Genomic DNA, 18371 nt, shown 5'->3' on the forward strand with positions numbered 1-18371 from the left:
GAGAAATTATAATATGCAATCAAGTTTAGCAAAATCGCTTTACATTGGTTTAGCTGCGTTGAGTTTTGGTGCCGTTGCTACGGTCTCAACTACTGCCAACGCTGCTAGCAAGGCCAAGGTTACTTCAAGCCAAACCTTGAAGACCGCTGCTGACACTCGTAACGTTGAAGTAACTGGGACTAACGCCCTTTACTCCAAGCCAGGGACTGTTAAGGGTGCCAAGGTCGTTGCTTCTAAGAACACTATGAAGAAGTTGGCTTCATCCAAGAAGTCTGCTGACTACTTCCGTGCTTACTACCAAAAGACCACTAATAAGGGCTCCGTTTACTACAAGATCGTTTCAATGAATGGTAAGTACCGTGGTTACATCTACGGTGGTAAGACTGCTGGCACTTTTGCTGGTGGGATTGCTTCTGCTAACACGACCACTAAGGCTACGATGCCAGCCAACACGACTGTCTACTTCACTAAGCCTGGTAAGAGCAACGTTACGTGGGATGCACCTAAGTACACCCAATACAAGGCTTCTAAGCAAATCAAGGACACCACAGCTTATGCCAGTGATCCTTTGACTGTTACGGATGCTGCTACTAAGACGCGTGAAGGCTCATTGTACTACTACGTCAAGGACGCTAAGAACCCAGCTATCAGTGGCTGGATTTACGCTGGTGCCGTTACCGCTGGTAAGAGTGATGCTGCTAAGGCTGAAAACGGGATTACCTTTAACTACATCAACAAAGCTACTGGTGCCAAGGTTTCCTCAGCTATCTACGAATTTCCAGCTGGTGCTGCAACTATCACTAATACTGAAGCTCAAAAGCAAGCCGGTGCTACTGGTGTCTTGCCTGCCGGCTACTCATTAGCTCAGACTGGTGTTCTGGGCAGCAGTGATGCTAACTTTGCTAAGAACTCTTCAGTAACGGTTTACGTTGTTGCTAACCCTGCAGCTGCTTTGACGGTTAACCCAGTCGCTTACAACAATGATGTTAAGTTGCCTGATGGTATGAAGATTGAATACCCAGCAGATGTTAAGGCTAAACTTGCTGCTGATACTTTCTTCAGTCAACCTAAGGGTACTATTGCTAATGCTGCTGACATTAAAGCTCACTTAACCGCTGACGGTGCTGATAAGTTTGTTATCGCTACTAGTACCGCTTCAACTAATGGCGACCAAACCGCATACCAATTCACATTGAATAATGTTGAGAGTGGTATCTTCGGCGATAGCGTTAGTGCTTACTACGCAATTGCCAAGGGGACTGTGTCTAACTCAACTAGCACTTTCACCCCAGCTAACTAGTATTTTAACCAAGCAACACAAAAAGCATCGTCCACCAAGGGCGATGCTTTTCTAATACATAAAATTAATAATTCCCAGGCATCTTCACCGGTTCTAACGAGTACTTACAAATGTCCAGCTGCCCGCATAGCGCACTAAACAGGTCGTCCACGTAAAAGAACCGACTCAAGTCCTCAACCTCCAGTCGGTAACACAGCAGGCGCTCAACTTCATCCGTGATGGCGAGTTGGGCGGCCTCCATTTGCCAGTAGGCCATGGGCGACAACCGATAGTACACGCTGGCGGCCATGACCGGATCGTGGTCGATCTGAATCCGCAGGCAACGTAAAATGTCCGCGTAGTTATGTTTGGCCGCGGGGTCGCTCTGGCTCAGGCTACCCGGTTGTTTGGCGGCCAACGCGCTGTCGGGCCAATCTAGTCGTTGCTGGCGGAGAAAGGTGGCCGTTGCCTGGTCACGCTGTCCCGCCAATTCAGTCAAATCGGTGGTGAGTTGGGGCGACTGGCGCAGGTCAGCCACGTCTGCAGGCGCTAGTTCGTAAGCTTGACAAATCAACGTCAGCAAATCTTCATTTGGCCGCGTGATATGGTCGTGTTCTAACTCCGCTAGGTACCAAGCCGGTACATCCACGTCGCGCAAGACTTCTGCGGGGGTCGCACCGTTCATCAAAATTTCCCGGGCGCTGGTCAAAACCGTGCCCAAACTTTGCCGTCTCATTGTCATCGAACTCCTCCTCACTAATTATATCCGCATTATACCAACCTTTTCTGGCATCCTTGTGAAATTTTAATGAGAATATACGAATGAATATGATATTAAAATATTTATAGTTCGTCAATGCTACTGGTAATCATTTCTCCCAAACACCATTGATACTACGATTTATAACGAATTATTTGCTGATTTTATCTTTTAAAAACGAAGCGTCTTTCTTGCTATTATTCGTGTTTTGTGAGAATCTATAGCCGGGTAACGGAGAGATGTTTAATCGATTACCCACGTAGTTTTCGGAGGGGATGCGACATCTTGAATAAAGCCTGTTTGAATGGCTTATCAAGTGTGTATCGTAATCAGATCAATGCCCAGGGCGTCGTTAACTTTGATGAGTTGCGGCCCGAGGACGTGATCCGGCAAGTCCCCACCGAACAACTGGACCTTGATTGGTCGGCGGTGATCTACATCAAGAACTTTCAAGGTAGCCAGGCTGGCGGCACCGTCATCTGGAGCAACGATGAGGGCTTTTTCCGAACGAACTGTTCGTCGAAGGCCGCCATGGATAAACTCACGGCGACGCAGGTGCTGACCTGGTTCGACATGAACACCATGGTGGAATTTCTACAGTTGAGTAGTCCGGTTCCCTTTGTTCTAGGGCCCATCGTGCTCGTTTCAACGGACCGGCCATCTGGGTCAGGCTATACCAGTTGGTTGGGGTGCCAGTTTGAAACACACATCAACGGGACCATGCAGGAACGACAGGTGCGGGTCTTGCTCAGCAATGGGCTGGCACTGATTGCCCACGACACGGCACCACGACTCCGCAAGAAGATTGATGAAGCGCGACAAGTTTTGTTACTTCAGCAGCGGATTCAACAAGAAGTTGTGCAACGACACGGAACGGTGCCAATGGCGGGAGAATATCGTGCCGTGATGGACGTGGCAAGGCAGTTCCAAGAGAAACGGGATTGTCGGTTGATTGGTGAGATTTTTGGTAAAGCGGGGCTTGACCCCGACCCCCAACTTTTAGAGAAGGCGTTACACAGTCTGTATCAGGGTGAAGGGCGTTCTTACGATCTCATCAATGAGCGGAGCTGATTCCTAGAGTGACGGGGAGTGAGAGGGGTAAGTGACAACTTAATATGAGTGAATTTATAACAAATTTCGGCTGAGATGTGATTTGTTTATAATATAGTCGGTCATTTATGCTAGTATATTAAGAGTGATGCGTTAGGGGTCAACCTTTTTGCCCACTAACGAATTATTTTGAATGCGGACTATGTTTAGACTTACCGGCGGAAGTAAAAATTATCGGCATAAGGCCGTCGGGGGTCATGAGGAGGAAGAGAATCATGATCGACACGCAAAAGCTTGCTGGCGATGTCCAGCGAATCCACCAGTTGAATTCACTTTTACGGCCATTCATCAAACGTCCAAGTAGCGGGGACGCTCTGACGTTTGAACAATACCGGATCCTACACGAACTGGTTGCAGAAAAAATTAGCACCAGCGAGTTGTCTCGGCGCTTGAACGTTGGCCAATCAATGGTTTCCATTCAAATTAGCCGCCTGTTAAACGGGGGATATATTCAGGATGAGACGCTACCAACGGACCGGCGCTACCACGTTTTCCAGGTAACGGCTCGTGGTCGTAAGATTGAAGAGCACGTAAATGAAACGCTGTCAGCGGAGTTACCAGTCTTGATGAAACAACTGACAGAGATTTTAAAGTGAGTCTTAGCAAGGAGTGGGGGCCGGTTGGTCGCCACTCCTTTTGTCTGGGTCTTAGAAAATGGGAGCAACAAAAAAAGGCCCGGCAAATAGCCCAGTCCCTTAACTAATGTTATTCAGCTGCTTCCAGTTCTTCTTCAGGTTCAGCGATAGCGTTCCCCTCAGCATCGACCAATTGCAGCTCAGAGTGGCGAATGACCACCAGGTCGCCGAAGGAATCAATCTTGTCCGTTTCCTTCTTAGAGAGTTGGTCGGGTTCAACCTTTACGATTGCTGAGTGTTCGTACATTTTCGTGATGGTGCCGTAGAAAGAGTCGGAGAAGAGCTCCGTCTTTTCACAAAACACCCGATTATTTTCGTGTAGTGCCATTGGCGTTCGTCCCCCATAAAAGTAATTTATAACAGAGTAATGGTTGAATGACTAAAAGTCAAGAACTTTCCGACAAAATGGTCAAAATCTGTTAAAATATTTGCGAATTCAGTCTTTTGTGGGTGATTCGTTAAGTGGCAGTATAAACGGGCGAATAATGGGCTTGTGAAATTAGCCCCGCCGAAGTTGGTCGATTTTGGATTGGGTGGCAAAGTTTTGTAACAGTTCGCTCTGTTTGGCGACCTGGGCGGCAAAGTCCGTCAGAAAGTTTAATTCAAGGTCGGTCAGGGGGCGTTGGGCCTGGGCAGCGGTCAGGAGGTCGTCAATGGCCTGGCTGAGGTGCTGGTTGGTGTTGACGACCTGCGCAAAGGCTGGGGTGCCGGCAAGGCCCTTAACGGCGGAGAGCGCCAATGGGGCCGTTACCGTGGCAGCGGAGGAGGCGACGCCAGCGCCACTCGTGGCAGCACTGGCTGCGGCCGCCTGGACCTTAGCGGGGGCCGGCGTGTTCACATCAAAGTAGTAATAAACCTCGCGTGGCTTAACCGCAGCCTTCTTGATCCGCGGGTCAGTTGAAGGCGCAGCGGAAACGGCCCCCATGACGACGGACGCCTTGTACCCCAGGTCGCCCAGCATTTGCCGCAGGTTCACGGCCCGAATGCCCCGGATACCGGGGAACTTCGCTTCGGACACGACCTGGGTCTGTTGGTCGTCTTGAAGCCAGGTGATAATTTGTTGCCGAATCTTTGCTGCTTGACTGTTTTTCGTGTTTGCCATGTTTCATCCTCCATTGCTCTTCAAGCCCGCACGGTTGGTTGGGGCTAAACTAGTGTGTTTTTAGCGCCTCCGGGTCGGTGAAAATGAGCCGTGACGCTGTGGGCGCCGCCTGGAGCCAAAGGGCGGTCTCCAGACTTACTTTGAGCCTCCAAGTGCGAGTCTCAAAGATAGCAGTCATCTAAGCGGTAAAACCGCTAAGATGACTCCCACGGCTGAGCTCATTTTCACCGACCCTGCGGCTGACACACGTTTAACCCGCTAACCAACTGTCATGAGCTGTTTGGTTATCTTCGTTATGTTGTGCTGAGTTGGTGTTTATTTGTTGGGTATTGATTAATGCTGCGTAATTTTGGCTGGTTGAGTATTAAGCGACTGATTAATAATTGTCGTCAGTTGCCCTAAACCAGCTATTATTAATTATTGAAACATTTCTAACCCATGGCTGGCAAGAGGGTGGGGTGAATTGACTGGTGTTTTTGGTAATTATTAGGATTTTAAGTGGGATAATTGATAATTACTTGGTATCTGGGGAGCGAGAAGTACAGTCGTTAATGAAATTGGCTACCAGATTGACTGACGAACTGTCAGGATGGCATCAAACCACAGACTGTTGGCAAAAGCTAAGCGACCGGGACAACGCCTTCGCTTGGGCTAAACTAGTGTTAGCCGCAGGGCCGGTGAAAATGGGGTTCTCGGCCAATGTCAGTGACCAGAGGCGGGTCAAAATGCCCAGCTGTGTCGGTGGTCTTGACTGGGGTCCTTTCCCAGTCTAGTCCACGGGACGATCTTTGAGACCGATTCTCAGGCTCAAAGTCGAGGTGGAAGCCCGTCCTATGGCTGGAACCGGCCCCATAGCAGGGCGTTTTGAACCCGCCGGCGGGAACGGCAAGTTGTGCGCCGACCTATTTTCACCGGCCCGGAGGCGACCAACGACGTAAGTTTAGCCCACGGAGAAGACAATTTCCGGGGAAGCTAATCTTTTACAGGCAAGTATGGTACAATCAAGGTACATAGAGGAATTATCCGGTGATACCAAACTGGACGTGGTTTGGCCAGGCTAACATCACTGTGCGCATGGAGGTTAATCATTGGTTTTTTAGCCGTGATTGTCGAAATAGTCGCGGCGGGTCCGAAAATCTTTGATTGAGCGAATGACGATATCGAGGAGGAGCCGTGGTGGCGGCTTTTCCTTTTTCTTTTCCACATCGTGCGGCATCTAATCAATATAGGAGTGAACAAATTTTGCATATCTTTAGAGATGAAAACGGAATTCGGTTGGTCGTTTCGCACCAACTCGGCACTTATGCCGTCCGTTTCGCTGACTACGCCCCTGAACAAGAATTCGTGAACTATGAATTAAAGCGTGATCGGCATGGCCGTTATCATCTGACCATTCAAAAAACTAACCTAACCGAATTGAGTCAACCCGTCTTCAAAAAAGAATTAGTCTTTGGCGATCTCGGCGACAGTTTGACGCCAGTCGAAGGCGTTACGTTAATGTTGATTTAATTTTAAAGCTTCGCAGTCGTTGGACTGTGGGGCTTTTTTATTTGTCTTGACCCCTTTGACTTGCTAAATGTAACTGCGAGTATTACAGTATAACCGTAGACAAAAACGAAAAGGGGTATTCATATGACGAATGTATTAGTTTTAGGTGCGAACGGTAAGATTGCGAAATTAGCGACGGCCCAATTGCTGGCAAATCCAGACAACCACTTAACGTTGTTCTTGCGTAACAGCAAGCGGTTAGCCGACGTAGCCAGTGACCACGTTAAGGTCGTCGAGGGTGACGCGGCGAGCGAAGCCGACCTGCAGGCTGCCATGGCCGACGCCGATATCGTGTACGCCAACTTGGCCGGCAGCATTGAAGCCGAAGCCAAGGCCGTCGTGGCCGCGATGGACGCCAGTGGCCTGAAGCGCCTGATCTGGATCTCCACGCTGGGCATTTACGATGAAGTCCCTGGGAACTTTGGCAAATGGAATCACCAGATGCTGGACGGCGGTTACCTGGAAACCTACGGCGCCGCAGCCAAGACCATCGAGGACTCCGACCTGGACTACACGATCATTCGGCCAGCTTGGCTCTCCAACAACGACGAAGTGGCCTACGAGACCACGCAGAAGGGTGAGGCCTTCAAGGGCACCGAGGTTTCCCGCAAGAGTATCGCGGCGCTGGTTGCCAAGTTGGTCGCTGACCCTAGCCAAGCCATCCACGAGTCACTCGGCGTCAACAAGCCCAACACGGACGGCGACAAGCCAGCCTGGTATTAAAAAGTTTTCTACTATAAATGCCCAGGCGTTAGCATTTAGTCCACTAACCGCAAAATTTGCGATTCAAAAAGTGTGCAATGGTCACGGTTTCGCGGTATAACTATGGTGTGCGTTGAGAATGTCTCCGCACGACTTGCGGTTCATTTATTTAGATTGGAATCAATTTACTAAGCTCATTCTGTGAAACTTTTCCTCCAAACAAGAACCCATGGATTTGCCGGGAATTGATTCATACGTTGCGGAATATCGTTGGTTAAGCGCCAACGGTATTTTTTTGCGCTCAAAATTGTGTGGGTGCCACTGCGGCCGCCAGGCGCTCCCTGCCTGTGGGGAACGGTTGGGTGAGTGGAAAATGGTGGGGACAGGCCGTTCCCGGCGGTGGATTCAAGCTGACCTGCTGTGGGACCCGGCTCCAGCCTGAGAAGCGGTCTTCCGCCTCGCCTGAAAGCCTGGAAACCCACCAGTCTCCCAGGTCGGCCCATGCTCTAAACTGAGAAAAGCACTCAGTTAAGACCATCGACACAGCTGCCCAGCTTGATCCACCTCTGGTCACTAACACGGTCCATCACTTTCACTTACCGAAAGATTGCCACAGGTGTTCCGCACCTGGTGGCGGCCACTCTGACGACAGGGGAGAGAAAAAATATCGTCGGCGGTTACCGGCGTTATTGAACTTGAATTTACCTTTGACGTTGATCTTGGACGGGGGAGTGATTGTAGCGAGCGCAAACGTCCAATTATCCTCGCCGTCATCTCAAAACCAGCATCGACGGGGAGCTCACAGTAAAAACCAAAACCAGAAAAAGTGGATTGGTGCGTGGGGTTACGCCAGTGTTAGCCGCAGGGATGGTGAAAATGGGCTCAGCCGTGGGAGTTGCCTTAGCGGTTTACCGCTTAGACAACTGCTATCTTTGAGACTCGGTCCTTGAGGCTCAAAGTAAGCCTGAAGACCGCTCCTCAGGCTTCAGGCGGCGCCCACAGCGTCACGGCCCATTTTCACCATCCCGGAGGCGATGGCACTGTCACAACCGCCGTACCTAACCCACTTGTTCAAAAAAATACAAGAAGTTTGGGTGTTTCTGTTGCAAACGCTTACAGCCTATGATACTATTATGGTGCGGAAAGGAATTAAGAGTTGTGACGTTCCACAGCATCAAATTGCATCAATGTTTTAAAACCGATTTCCGCTTCAACGTGAGTCAGGTTTTAAAGTAGCTCCGAGATACTGAAAGATAGAGACAACTCCGATAAACCTTCTAACGAACTCTAGCAGTTCCAGGCAATGGTTTCACAGATTCGGCTCCACAGAATCAGGTACCATCAAAACTGAATAGATTTTAGACTTAGTGCTTGTAAGTAAGCGTCAAATGTTTAAAGACTAGTAAACAGTTCCAGGTAGTAGCTAGAGCTCGGATGTTACGGTTGCAAGGATCATGCGAGGATTTCAAGTAGAATCGTTAGTAGCGTGTCTTGTGTCAGTAATGAAGGAATTAAGTTCCACTGGTAACAAGCTGAAACGGCAGCCAGAAACTAATTAAAACGATTTGTTGGCTGCGGCCGCTCGGCGAAACATTCTAGTTATGAGGCGATTAAGAATTACAATGATTACGAAACGGGAATTTAGTAGTAATCACAACCTCCTTTCCGAGAGTTAGCGGACTTCAAGTGATTTTCGAACACTAAACTTGAAGCCCGTTTTTTATGTTCTCAGGAGGGTGACGTTCGGGTACCTCAGACTTTACAGTTTTAGTTATAGCGGTATTAATTAATGTAAACGGCCTCATCTTACCGTGTTGGTAAGCGGTCGCGCTTCCTTTTGCTCTTTGAAAACTAGGGAAAATGTTAAAGGTAAATCCTTTTAGCAAAAACTATGGGTCGTTCGGTTAGCCTCCGGACGGACCGGTTCCCGCAACTGATTCAGGGTAGTAATGTTCGGAAATTGATGATATGAACTTTTCTGCAATCGGCCATTTACAGGGCGCTTAAGAAAAGGTATATTGTTACTAGACCGAAAAAGTTTTTGGCAGAAAGTCTTACCAAAGACTGACCTAAGGAGTGAGAAATAGTGGCCTTTCATCGCATCTTTGTGATTGATTTTGCTGGATTAGGTTTGGGGGAAGCCCCAGACGCTAACCGCTTTCAATCGGTAGGCGCTGACACGTTGGGTCATGTGGCGGTTAGTTGCACGGATAAACTAAATCTTCCAACATTACAGCGGTTAGGGCTCGGTAATATTCGGGTTGACCACCCACTACCGGGGGTCGAACCGATTGATCATCCGGCTGGCTTCTTTGGCCGCCTGCATGTGCAGGCCCAAGGCAACCGCCGGGCAACGGGCCTTCGTGAAATGTGGGATTATCCGGGAACCAACCGCACGGAAACGGTATTTGCCACCTTACCCGCAGCGGGTTACGCTGTGACGCTGGCGGGACCGTTTCTCAGCTACCTGCAGACGCAGAGCGCCGCACAACGCTTTCAACTTGGCAGTAACCAAGATGCGTTTCGGATTCTCTATGATCAATTGAACCAGAATGCGTCTGGCCTGACCTACGTCATGTTGCCAGACTTCCGGTTCGCTGGGGAACATCGAGACGCTGAAGCATTTGCGAGTGCCCTGATGAGTGCTGACAATTACTTGGCCCAAGTCCAACACGATTTGAACGCCAACGACTTGTTACTCATCACGGCGACCCACGCCGATGACCCGGCCAGTGAAACGACCCCGACCCGCGAGTATTTACCATTAATAGCGTACTCGCCATCGCGGCCCAGTGTTCACGCATTGGGGATTCGCCGGACGCTCGCTGATGTGGGTGCCACTGTCTTAGAGAATTTCGGCCTGGCTGGTCATGCAGCCGGACATAGCTTTTTAAATGAGATTACGCAATAAAAATTAATTTTGTCGAACGGACCTTGAAGGGGGGTGAGAAGGTACCAAAGCCGGAACGCAACGTTGGGTTGCAAAGGTCAGTAAGTCATCAGAAAGTATTCAGATATTATTCACCGTTTAATTTCACCATTTAACTGATGGTTTACTGAAATCCAACTGTTATGAACTGGTTATCGTTCGTTCGTAACAGAAGTTATGCTTTACATAATTTCTGCAGCAACACATCGCGTCAACTTTTGTGTGGCAATCGTGCCATGCATCAAAGAATAATATCGGAAAGAGGTATTTTGACCAATGCTAGTCGCAGTCAATATTTTAGGGGTAATTGTTTACCTCGCAATCGCTTTCTTGTTCTCCAAGAACAAGAAGAAAATCAACTGGAAGTCAACGGCCATTGTCTTAGTTCTTAACTTAGTCTTGGCTTGGTTCTTCACTAGTTTCTCACTCGGGCAAGACATCGTTAAGGGTGCCGCCGATGGTTTCAACTGGTTAGTCCAAGTGGCTTACCAAGGGATCGTCTTCGCCTTACCTAACTGGGTTACGCCACAGTTCGGTGGGACTGCCAAGTCAATGAACTTCATTACCAGTTCATTGCTGCCAATCTTATTAGTTGTTCCAATGTTTGATATCTTGACTTACATCGGGATTCTTCCTTGGATCATCAAGTGGGTTGGTCGTGGCCTTTCCTTCATTACTGGTCAACCTAAGTTCGAATCATTCTTCTCTGTTGAAATGATGTTCTTAGGGAACACTGAAGCCTTAGCCGTTTCACAATTACAATTAAAGAGCATGCGTAAGGAACGTAACTTGACCCTTGCCATGATGTCCATGTCATGTATCACTGCCTCCATTCTGGGTGCATATACCCAAATGGTTCCTGGTCAATTTGTTTTGACGGCCGTTCCAATTAACATCTTGAACGCCATCATCGTGACCAACATGTTGAACCCTGTTGAAGTTGCCCCAGAAGAAGACACCATTGCGCGTATCGGTGGTTCTAACTCTGCTGCAGCTGAAGACGGTGAAGTTGAAGACGATGGCAAGAAGGAACCATTCTTCTCATTCTTGGGTGACTCTATCCTTGGTGCCGGCCGTCTGATCTTAATCATCGCTGCTAACGTTATCGCTTTCGTTGCCTTAGCTGCTTTGATTGACCGTCTGCTTGGTTTATTCAACCCATGGCTCTCATTGGAACACATCTTAGGGATCATCATGTTCCCATTTGCTTGGTTAATGGGTCTGAACGTCCACGATGCCTTCGGCTTTGCCCAATACATGGGGACTAAGTTAGTAACGAACGAATTCGTTGTTATGGGTAAGATTTCTTCAACCATCAACACGGGTGCTTTCTCTAATCACTACCGGGCCATCTTGACTGTCTTCTTGACTTCATTCGCTAACTTCTCAACTACTGGGATGATTATCGGTTGTTTCAAGGGGATCGTTGACCGTGAAAACAACGAACTTATTTCTAAGAACGTTGGTTACATGTTACTTTCCGGGATCCTGGTTTCCTTGCTATCAGCCGGAATTGTAGGTCTCTTCGTTTGGTAAAAAAATAAAACCTCAGTTTACTTGGGGTTGACTTGATAGCCCAGGGGCCCTTCGTTCCTGGGCTATCTGTGTCACTATGGCGAAAGAAAGCCATTGCGGCTGACGGGGTAACCCGGTCAGTCCGTACGGGTGCCGACCTTCCTGAAGAGGGGAGTGAAACCCAGCCGGATGGGTGAAAGCATTCGGTTGCAAAGCCCGTGAAGTCTGTGCGCCGGTCGCTGGCGTACCGAAAGATAGGGATTTTTATGGATAAGCAACAATCGCAGGTAGACTTAGCCAATCATATGACGCTAAGGGAAGCCCTGCGGCATAAGGATATCGTCCGCAACGAACTGATTGCCGGAGTGACTGGTTTCTTTGCCATCTCGTACATCATCATTGTGAACCCGTTGATTTTAAAGGATGCGGGGATTCCCACTGACCTCAGCGTGTTCGCCACCATCTTCTCGTCCGTCATCGGCTGTCTGATTATGGCCTTCTGGTCTAATGCACCAGTCATCTTGACGCCAGGGATGGGGGTCAACGCCTTCTTCACGTACACCATTGTCGTGAACATGGGGCTGAGTTGGCGCGAAGCCTTAGGGATTGCGGCAGTCGCCAGTTTCATTTATATGTTGATTGCCTTCACTAAGGTGTCCACGATTCTCTCGGAAGCGATTCCGGAGTCACTGAAGAGTGGGATTACCGCGGGGATTGGGCTCTTCCTGGTCGAAATTGGCCTGGAAAAAGCGGGCCTGATTGTCGCCGGTAAGTCTTCCCTGATTGTCCTGGGCGACCTGACCCAACCGACGCCACTGCTGGCGCTGTTTGGACTGGTTCTCAGTTTGATTCTGTACATTCGCAAGATCAAAGGGAATTTCTTCATTGCCATCATCGCCACGAGTCTGTTGGCGTTCTTCCTGGGTGTGAAGGATAGTGACACGCCAACCGTTGATTTAGCACGGTTGGGCCAGTACCACAAGATTGTCTTCCAAAACGACTTCTCCCATATTTTCAGCACGCCATTTATTCTGGCGGCCTTCTCGATGACCATGATTTTGGTCTTCGAATCCATGGGGCTGCTACAGGGCCTGCTGCCAAATCAGAAGAAGTTTAAGAAGACCTTCGAGGGTAGTTCCGTAACGACGTTCATTTCCAGTTTTCTGGGAACGAGTCCCACCGTTGCCGCTGCCGAAAGTGCTTCCGGAATTGAAAGTGGGGGCCGGACCGGGATCATGGCGTTGACCGCCGCAGTCCTGTTCGCCTTATCACTCATCTTCGTGCCACTGTTGGCCTACGTGCCGTCCGCAGCCATTGCCCCCGTGATTATTATCACTGGTGCCTTGATGATGGCTGCCATCGGCAATATTAAGATGGCCGACTTCTCCGAATGGTTCCCAGCCTTTTTAATTATTGTGCTGATTCCATTTACCAATAGTATTTCCACCGGGTTGGCATTCGGTTTCGTGTGCTACCCCGTTATGAAAGTGGCTTTAGGGAAGGGTAAAGACCTGACCTGGCCAGTTTACTTGTTAGGCGTTTTGTTCCTGCTCGACTTGGTCTTCAGTGCCATGCTCTAGCGCGAACTTTTCGCTAGTTTTAAACGTAAGCGGTTCCGCTTTACAAAAAACATAACTTTTCATTGGGAGGAAATTTTATTATGACTATTAAAGTTCTTATGGATACTGACCCCGGGATTGACGATGCTGCTGCCTTAACTATGGCAATCAACGACCCAAAGATCGATTTGAAATTAATCACGACCGTTGCTGGTAACGTCACTGTTGACAAGACCACCATCAACGCTTTGAAGATTGTTCGGTTCTTCAACCAAAACATTCCAGTCGCAGCCGGTGCTGAACAACCACTGTTCAAGGACTTCGAAGACGCTGCCCGGATTCACGGTGCTTCAGGGATGCCTGGTTACGAATTCCCAACTGACTTACCTAAGCCAATTAACAAGACGGCCGTTGAAGCTTTGCATGACGAAATTATGGCCAGCGCTGACCCAATTACTTTGGTGCCAACCGGTTCATACACGAACATTGCCTTGCTCTTCTCCGAATACCCAGAAGTTAAGAGCCACATCGACCGCATCGTTGCCATGGGTGGTGCTCTGGGCAAAGGGAACATGACCAGTGCCGCTGAATTTAACGTCTTCACCGACCCAGACGCTGCCGCTATCGTTTACAAGTCTGGTGTGCCAATCGTCATGGTTGGTTTGGACATCACCATGAAGGCTTTGCTGACCCACGAAAGCATCGAAGAATTACCAAAGATCAGCGAAACTGGGAAGATGTTGCACGACATCATCATCAATGATGGTGACAACAATGAAAATGGGATCGCCATGCATGATGTCAACACCATCTTCTACCTGCTTCACCCAGAAGCCATCAAGACCCAAGACATGTGGATCGACGTTGTCACTGATGGCCCAGCCATTGGTGAAACGGTCGGCGATATCCGTGGGGCCTACCACGATGGCAAGACCAACGCCAAGGTATCTGTTGATATCGACGCCGCAGCCTTCAACAAGTGGTTCCTCGAAGAAGTTCGCGCCATTAAGAACTAATTCAACCGAAAAATTAGATACAGCACGCAAAGAAGCTTGGGAGCAATCCCAGGCTTTTTTGTTTGAAAAACTTTACACGAATGGGTGGGTAATTCATACGAAATCGTTACATGAGCTTGGTAGACTAAAGGAAAATCAGGGGAAAGAGGATGATCACATGTCTGCCATGAATTTTGACACGCTCGTGCTGCTGGTCGTCACTTGGTTACCAATGTTATTCTTCGTGAAGAAGCCGAAACGGCCGTGAGAAAAGTGAAATTAAAATCCATCACAACAGAGTGGCGTGATGGATTTTTTGTTGCGAGGACTTTGCTCACCGTTGGCAAAAATTTTACAAGATGTTGACGGGGACAACATCAAATCTTTACATCGCTTCGGTATGCTGGACCTAACTTAGTAATAGTCGGGGACTGTTGCCGGGTGGTGCCCCGGTAATGGCGACTTATTTGATGGGGGCCACGGGGGTATGAATAAATTCACAATTGTTCACTTATCAGATCCACAGTTATCGGCGGCCAATGGGCCACAGTACAACCAACAGCTCCCGCCGGCAGCCAAACTACAACGTATCTTTGATGACATCATCGCGCACGACCTACAGCCGGACCTCATTGTCATTAGTGGGGACCTACTGACGGCCGGCACAAGCCGCGATTACGCCAAGCTACGCGACTACTTAGCCACGCAATCCGACCGATTGCAGGCGCCCATTCAGGTCATTTTGGGTGATCAGGACGACCGTGAGGCCTTTAACCTTGGGTATCTGGGCGAGCCGCATCAGCCGTACTATGCCTACAAACAGGTTTACCAGAATATGGATTTCTATTTTCTGGATTCCAAATGGGAACCGAACAAAGAGGCCGGGTGGCTGGACCGTGAGCAATTGGATTGGCTCAACAAAAATCTCCATCTAGCGCCACGCCGACGTGCCTTTTTGTTTCTCCATCATCCACTGGATGCACCAGCGTTGCGGGGAATGCGGTACGCGCTCTTGCAAAATAATCGAGAGTTGTTGGCGATTCTTCACGGTCACAACATCGGCGGCATCTTTGCCGGCCACCTACATTTCGGGGCCAACTATTTGGTGGATACGACCATTCCGGTTACCACGGTAGCCTCGGCCTCGACTTACATCGATTGCCAGGACCCACACCACCATGAGGTTCATGACGCCACCAGCTACAACGTCATCACGATTCAACGGGGGATGGCCAGCATTACCAACCATCCGCTTTACCTGGGCCAGTCCGTGATCGATACGATTGACATCACCAACACGGGCTTCGCCAAGCACCGGCCGCGGCTGACTAATCCGCGCCGGGCGGGCAATGGTCTGCCACTAATTTAAACCACCAACCTAGCGCCACAAAACCAGCACCAACGGTTTTGTGGCGCTATTTCACGTGCTAAACTTGTCATCGCCTCCGGGCTGGTGAAAATGGGCCGTGACGCTGTGGGCGAACGCCCGGAGCCAAAGAGCGGTCTCCGGGCTTACTTTGAGCCGAAGGACGCGTCTCAAAGATATCAGTTGCCTAAGCGGTAAACCGCTAAGGCAACTCCCACGGCTGAGCCCATTTACACCAGCCCTGCGGCTAACACTGGTTTAACCCGTGAATAACGCCAATAACGTTGAGCGGTGTTGGTCTTGTCCATTGTCGTATTAAAACGCAGGGATTAGAGAGCGCTTCAGAAATAAGTTAGTTGTCAGCTCTCCCTAAATTAAATGTTACTTGCTGAAACCATCTAACATGAAACCACCAAGCTGTGGCCAGCCAAGGGGCGGGCTTCCACCTCAACTTTGAGCCAAAAGGCGGTCTCAAAGGTTGTCCCATGGTCTAAGCTGAGAAAAATCGCTCAGCTTAGACCATCGACACAACCGGACACCTTGGCGCACCTCTGGTCACTTCCACGACCGGCCCAGTTTTCCCAGTTCTGCGACTAACACTGGTTTAGCCCGTGATTAGCGCCGATATCATTGGGCAGCCATTTGTTTTGTCAGTAGTCGTACTAAAACGTAGGGGTTAAAGAAACTTTCCGAGCCGGTGTAGTTTCCAATCCCTCTCAACAGTAAACGTCGATCACAGAAACTACCTAACATGAAACCACCAATCGGTTCTTTAGGTTTTCGCTCGTCCAGCCTCACCGGACGAGCCACTGACGCGTCCCAGAAAATTTAACGTTGGTGATCAACCTTAGCCGGAGGCAGCCAGGGATGGAGACGGCTGTGTCGGTGGTGTTAGACCGGTGGGCTTGCCGGCCTTACAGCACGGGACGACTTTGGAAACTCGCGGGCCGCAGCGAGGTTTCAAAGCGAGGTGGAGGACCGCTCCTCAGGCCGGAACCGTGCCCCACAGCAGGCGGAATCCCTGGAGGCCGCAGGCGACCACGTTTCGCCAGGGAGATATTGGTAGTCAGCGCGTCAGTCAGTGGCTTGCCCGGTAAGGCGAGTAAGACCAGCAAAACCCAAAAGTAACCGATAGGCGTTTCATGTGGCGGGGATTTTCGGTATAATAGGTAACGACGCTATGGCGAAGCCCAACCGGTTCGGTTGCGTTTCGCCTGTAAGTAAGGTAAAGTATAATCAAGCGTGAAACAATTGTGTTTCACAGAGAACTGAGCAGGGAGATATTGCATGAATCCTGAAGAATTTCGTGCCGCGCTGTCGGCGCAAGGCATCGAATTAAACGCAACACAGCAACAACAATTTGCTGACTATTATCAGTTCTTGGTAGCGACGAATGAACACGTCAATTTGACGACCATTACTGCGGAGCCCGAAGTCTACTTGAAACATTTTTACGACTCGTTGACTCCCGCTTTTTACGTGCCCGCAATCCGGACCGAGCCGCTCACGCTCTGTGATGTCGGCGCCGGGGCCGGGTTCCCGTCACTGCCACTGAAAATCGTCTTTCCACAGCTCCAGGTGACCATCGTGGATTCCTTAAACAAGCGAATCACGTTCTTAAATGACTTGGCCGCCAAGCTGAACCTGACCGGCGTGGCCTTTCATCACGCCCGGGCCGAGGAATTCGGTGGCAAACGGGCGCCATACCGCGAGGGCTTTGACCTGGTCACTGCCCGCGCTGTGGCTCGGATGTCCGTCCTGAGCGAACTGTGTTTACCCCTGACCAAGGTCGGTGGACAGTTCGTGGCCTTGAAAGCCGCTCAGACCGAGAACGAATTGGCCGTTAGCCAGACTGGAATTACCACGTTAGGTGGCCAGGTGGCTGGAGACTTTGCGTTCAATTTACCAGAATCCAACGACCCCCGGCATATCGTGGTCGTGGACAAGGTCAAGCACACGCCCAAGCGCTACCCGCGTAAAGCTGGCACGCCCAACCGGGAGCCGTTAGAAGATTAATGGGATGGGGGTAAGATAATTGCCATTTTCATTATTTGGAAATAATCGGGAGAAGGCCACGCATCCGGCCCATCCCGTGAAACAAAATGTGGTGATGATTCCAGTCGCCCAGATCATTCCCAACCGGTTTCAACCCCGGCAACGGTTTGACCAAACGGCAATCGCCGAACTGGCCCAAACGATTCAAGAACATGGCCTCCTCCAACCCATTGTCTTACGGGAATACGAGGATGACCACTACGAGATCATCGCTGGTGAACGGCGTTTTCGGGCCGTTTCGAGTCTGAAATGGGACACGGTCCCGGCCATTTTAGAAAAAATGGATGATGACGAAACGGCTTCCATGGCCCTGATTGAAAACCTCCAACGGGAGGAATTGACCGCCGTGGAAGAGGCGCACGCCTACCAGAAACTGATGGAACTCAACCACATGACCCAGTCGCAACTGGCTGAGGGCATCGGCAAGAGTCAGGGATTCGTGGCCAACAAGCTGCGGCTCCTGAAGCTGGCCGAACCTGTGCGCGAGGCCATCTTGAACCGCGACATTTCCGAGCGCCATGGTCGGGCCTTATTGGCCTTGGACGAAGCCGCGCAGGTCGCCGTGCTCCAGACGGTCATCGCTGACAAGCTGACCGTCAAGGAGACCGAGGCGCTCATCGCTAAGGAACAACATCCTAAGAAACGCCGCCGTAAAGTCACCAAGCACGGCGTTTCCGGCGATACCCGCGTGGCCGTTAACACCATTCGTAAGTCGGTGAAGATGGTCAGCGATGCGGGCATGACGCTCACCACCAAAGAAGAAGAAACCGCGGACGGTTACCGCATTATTATTGACATTCCCAAAGAAAGCTAGAG

The 18371-nt window shown here is 50.0% G+C and carries 15 protein-coding genes; 12 read left to right on the forward strand and 3 right to left on the reverse strand.

All coding sequences use genetic code 11. The features are described from left to right. The first annotated feature begins 13 nt into the window (after positions 1-13). Positions 14-1300 (forward strand): hypothetical protein, encoded by a 1287-nt coding sequence (locus ACEPST_RS07420; protein ID WP_395390622.1) that lies wholly within the window; start codon positions 14-16, stop codon positions 1298-1300. A gap of 64 nt (positions 1301-1364) precedes the next feature. Here the strand turns inward: ACEPST_RS07420 and ACEPST_RS07425 are convergent, their stop codons facing one another. After that, positions 1365-2021: a hypothetical protein gene (locus tag ACEPST_RS07425; protein ID WP_204121299.1), complete on the reverse strand. Its 657-nt coding sequence runs from the start codon at positions 2019-2021 to the stop codon at positions 1365-1367. Between the two features lie 336 nt (positions 2022-2357). On the opposite strand from ACEPST_RS07425, the gene ACEPST_RS07430 reads away from it, so the two are divergent. Both ACEPST_RS07430 and ACEPST_RS07435 read left to right on the forward strand, forming a co-directional pair. Then, positions 2358-3110, forward strand: a complete 753-nt coding sequence (locus tag ACEPST_RS07430; RefSeq protein ID WP_395390623.1) for a hypothetical protein — start codon at positions 2358-2360, stop codon at positions 3108-3110. A 254-nt stretch (positions 3111-3364) separates the two neighbouring features. Beyond that, entirely contained in the window at positions 3365-3745 is a 381-nt protein-coding gene (locus ACEPST_RS07435) for a MarR family winged helix-turn-helix transcriptional regulator (RefSeq protein ID WP_203644244.1), read from the forward strand. Between the two features lie 109 nt (positions 3746-3854). Here ACEPST_RS07435 and ACEPST_RS07440 read toward each other — a convergent pair whose 3' ends face one another. Together ACEPST_RS07440 and ACEPST_RS07445 are read right to left on the reverse strand one after the other, a co-directional pair. Beyond that, positions 3855-4112 (reverse strand): hypothetical protein, encoded by a 258-nt coding sequence (locus ACEPST_RS07440; protein ID WP_204121297.1) that lies wholly within the window; start codon positions 4110-4112, stop codon positions 3855-3857. A gap of 171 nt (positions 4113-4283) precedes the next feature. Further along, positions 4284-4886: a hypothetical protein gene (locus tag ACEPST_RS07445; protein WP_204121296.1), complete on the reverse strand. Its 603-nt coding sequence runs from the start codon at positions 4884-4886 to the stop codon at positions 4284-4286. Between the two features lie 1242 nt (positions 4887-6128). Here ACEPST_RS07445 and ACEPST_RS07450 point away from each other — a divergent pair. The 9 genes from ACEPST_RS07450 to noc all read left to right on the forward strand — a co-directional run bounded on the left by ACEPST_RS07450 (position 6129) and on the right by noc (position 18369). Beyond that, complete coding sequence (locus ACEPST_RS07450) at positions 6129-6395, forward strand: hypothetical protein (RefSeq protein ID WP_203639342.1); 267 nt, start codon at positions 6129-6131, stop codon at positions 6393-6395. 123 nt (positions 6396-6518) lie between these two features. Further along, positions 6519-7157 carry an SDR family oxidoreductase gene (locus ACEPST_RS07455; protein WP_204121295.1) on the forward strand — a complete coding sequence of 213 codons (639 nt, stop codon included), beginning with the start codon at positions 6519-6521 and terminating at the stop codon, positions 7155-7157. 2065 nt (positions 7158-9222) lie between these two features. Further along, positions 9223-10047, forward strand: a complete 825-nt coding sequence (locus tag ACEPST_RS07460) for a phosphopentomutase (protein WP_204121294.1) — start codon at positions 9223-9225, stop codon at positions 10045-10047. Between the two features lie 294 nt (positions 10048-10341). Continuing rightward, positions 10342-11601: a NupC/NupG family nucleoside CNT transporter gene (locus ACEPST_RS07465; RefSeq protein ID WP_125766241.1), complete on the forward strand. Its 1260-nt coding sequence runs from the start codon at positions 10342-10344 to the stop codon at positions 11599-11601. Positions 11602-11846: 245 nt separating this feature from the next. Beyond that, complete coding sequence (locus ACEPST_RS07470) at positions 11847-13160, forward strand: NCS2 family permease (RefSeq protein WP_203644253.1); 1314 nt, start codon at positions 11847-11849, stop codon at positions 13158-13160. 80 nt (positions 13161-13240) lie between these two features. Beyond that, on the forward strand, positions 13241-14155 hold the full coding sequence (rihC, locus tag ACEPST_RS07475) for a ribonucleoside hydrolase RihC (RefSeq protein ID WP_204121293.1): 915 nt from the start codon (positions 13241-13243) through the stop codon (positions 14153-14155). A gap of 466 nt (positions 14156-14621) precedes the next feature. Continuing rightward, positions 14622-15503, forward strand: coding sequence for a metallophosphoesterase family protein (locus ACEPST_RS07480; protein ID WP_203644256.1), 882 nt, complete (start codon positions 14622-14624; stop codon positions 15501-15503). A 1284-nt stretch (positions 15504-16787) separates the two neighbouring features. After that, the gene (gene rsmG / locus ACEPST_RS07485; RefSeq protein WP_203644258.1) at positions 16788-17516 is read left to right on the forward strand and encodes a 16S rRNA (guanine(527)-N(7))-methyltransferase RsmG; all 729 of its coding nucleotides are present in this window, start codon (positions 16788-16790) and stop codon (positions 17514-17516) included. A gap of 19 nt (positions 17517-17535) precedes the next feature. Then, positions 17536-18369 carry a nucleoid occlusion protein gene (gene noc, locus ACEPST_RS07490; protein WP_236000721.1) on the forward strand — a complete coding sequence of 278 codons (834 nt, stop codon included), beginning with the start codon at positions 17536-17538 and terminating at the stop codon, positions 18367-18369. Positions 18370-18371: the final 2 nt, after the last annotated feature.

Origin of the sequence: Levilactobacillus sp. FUA 3915, assembly GCF_044053135.1 — a bacterium.
In the GTDB taxonomy this organism is placed as follows: domain Bacteria; phylum Bacillota; class Bacilli; order Lactobacillales; family Lactobacillaceae; genus Levilactobacillus; species Levilactobacillus lanxiensis.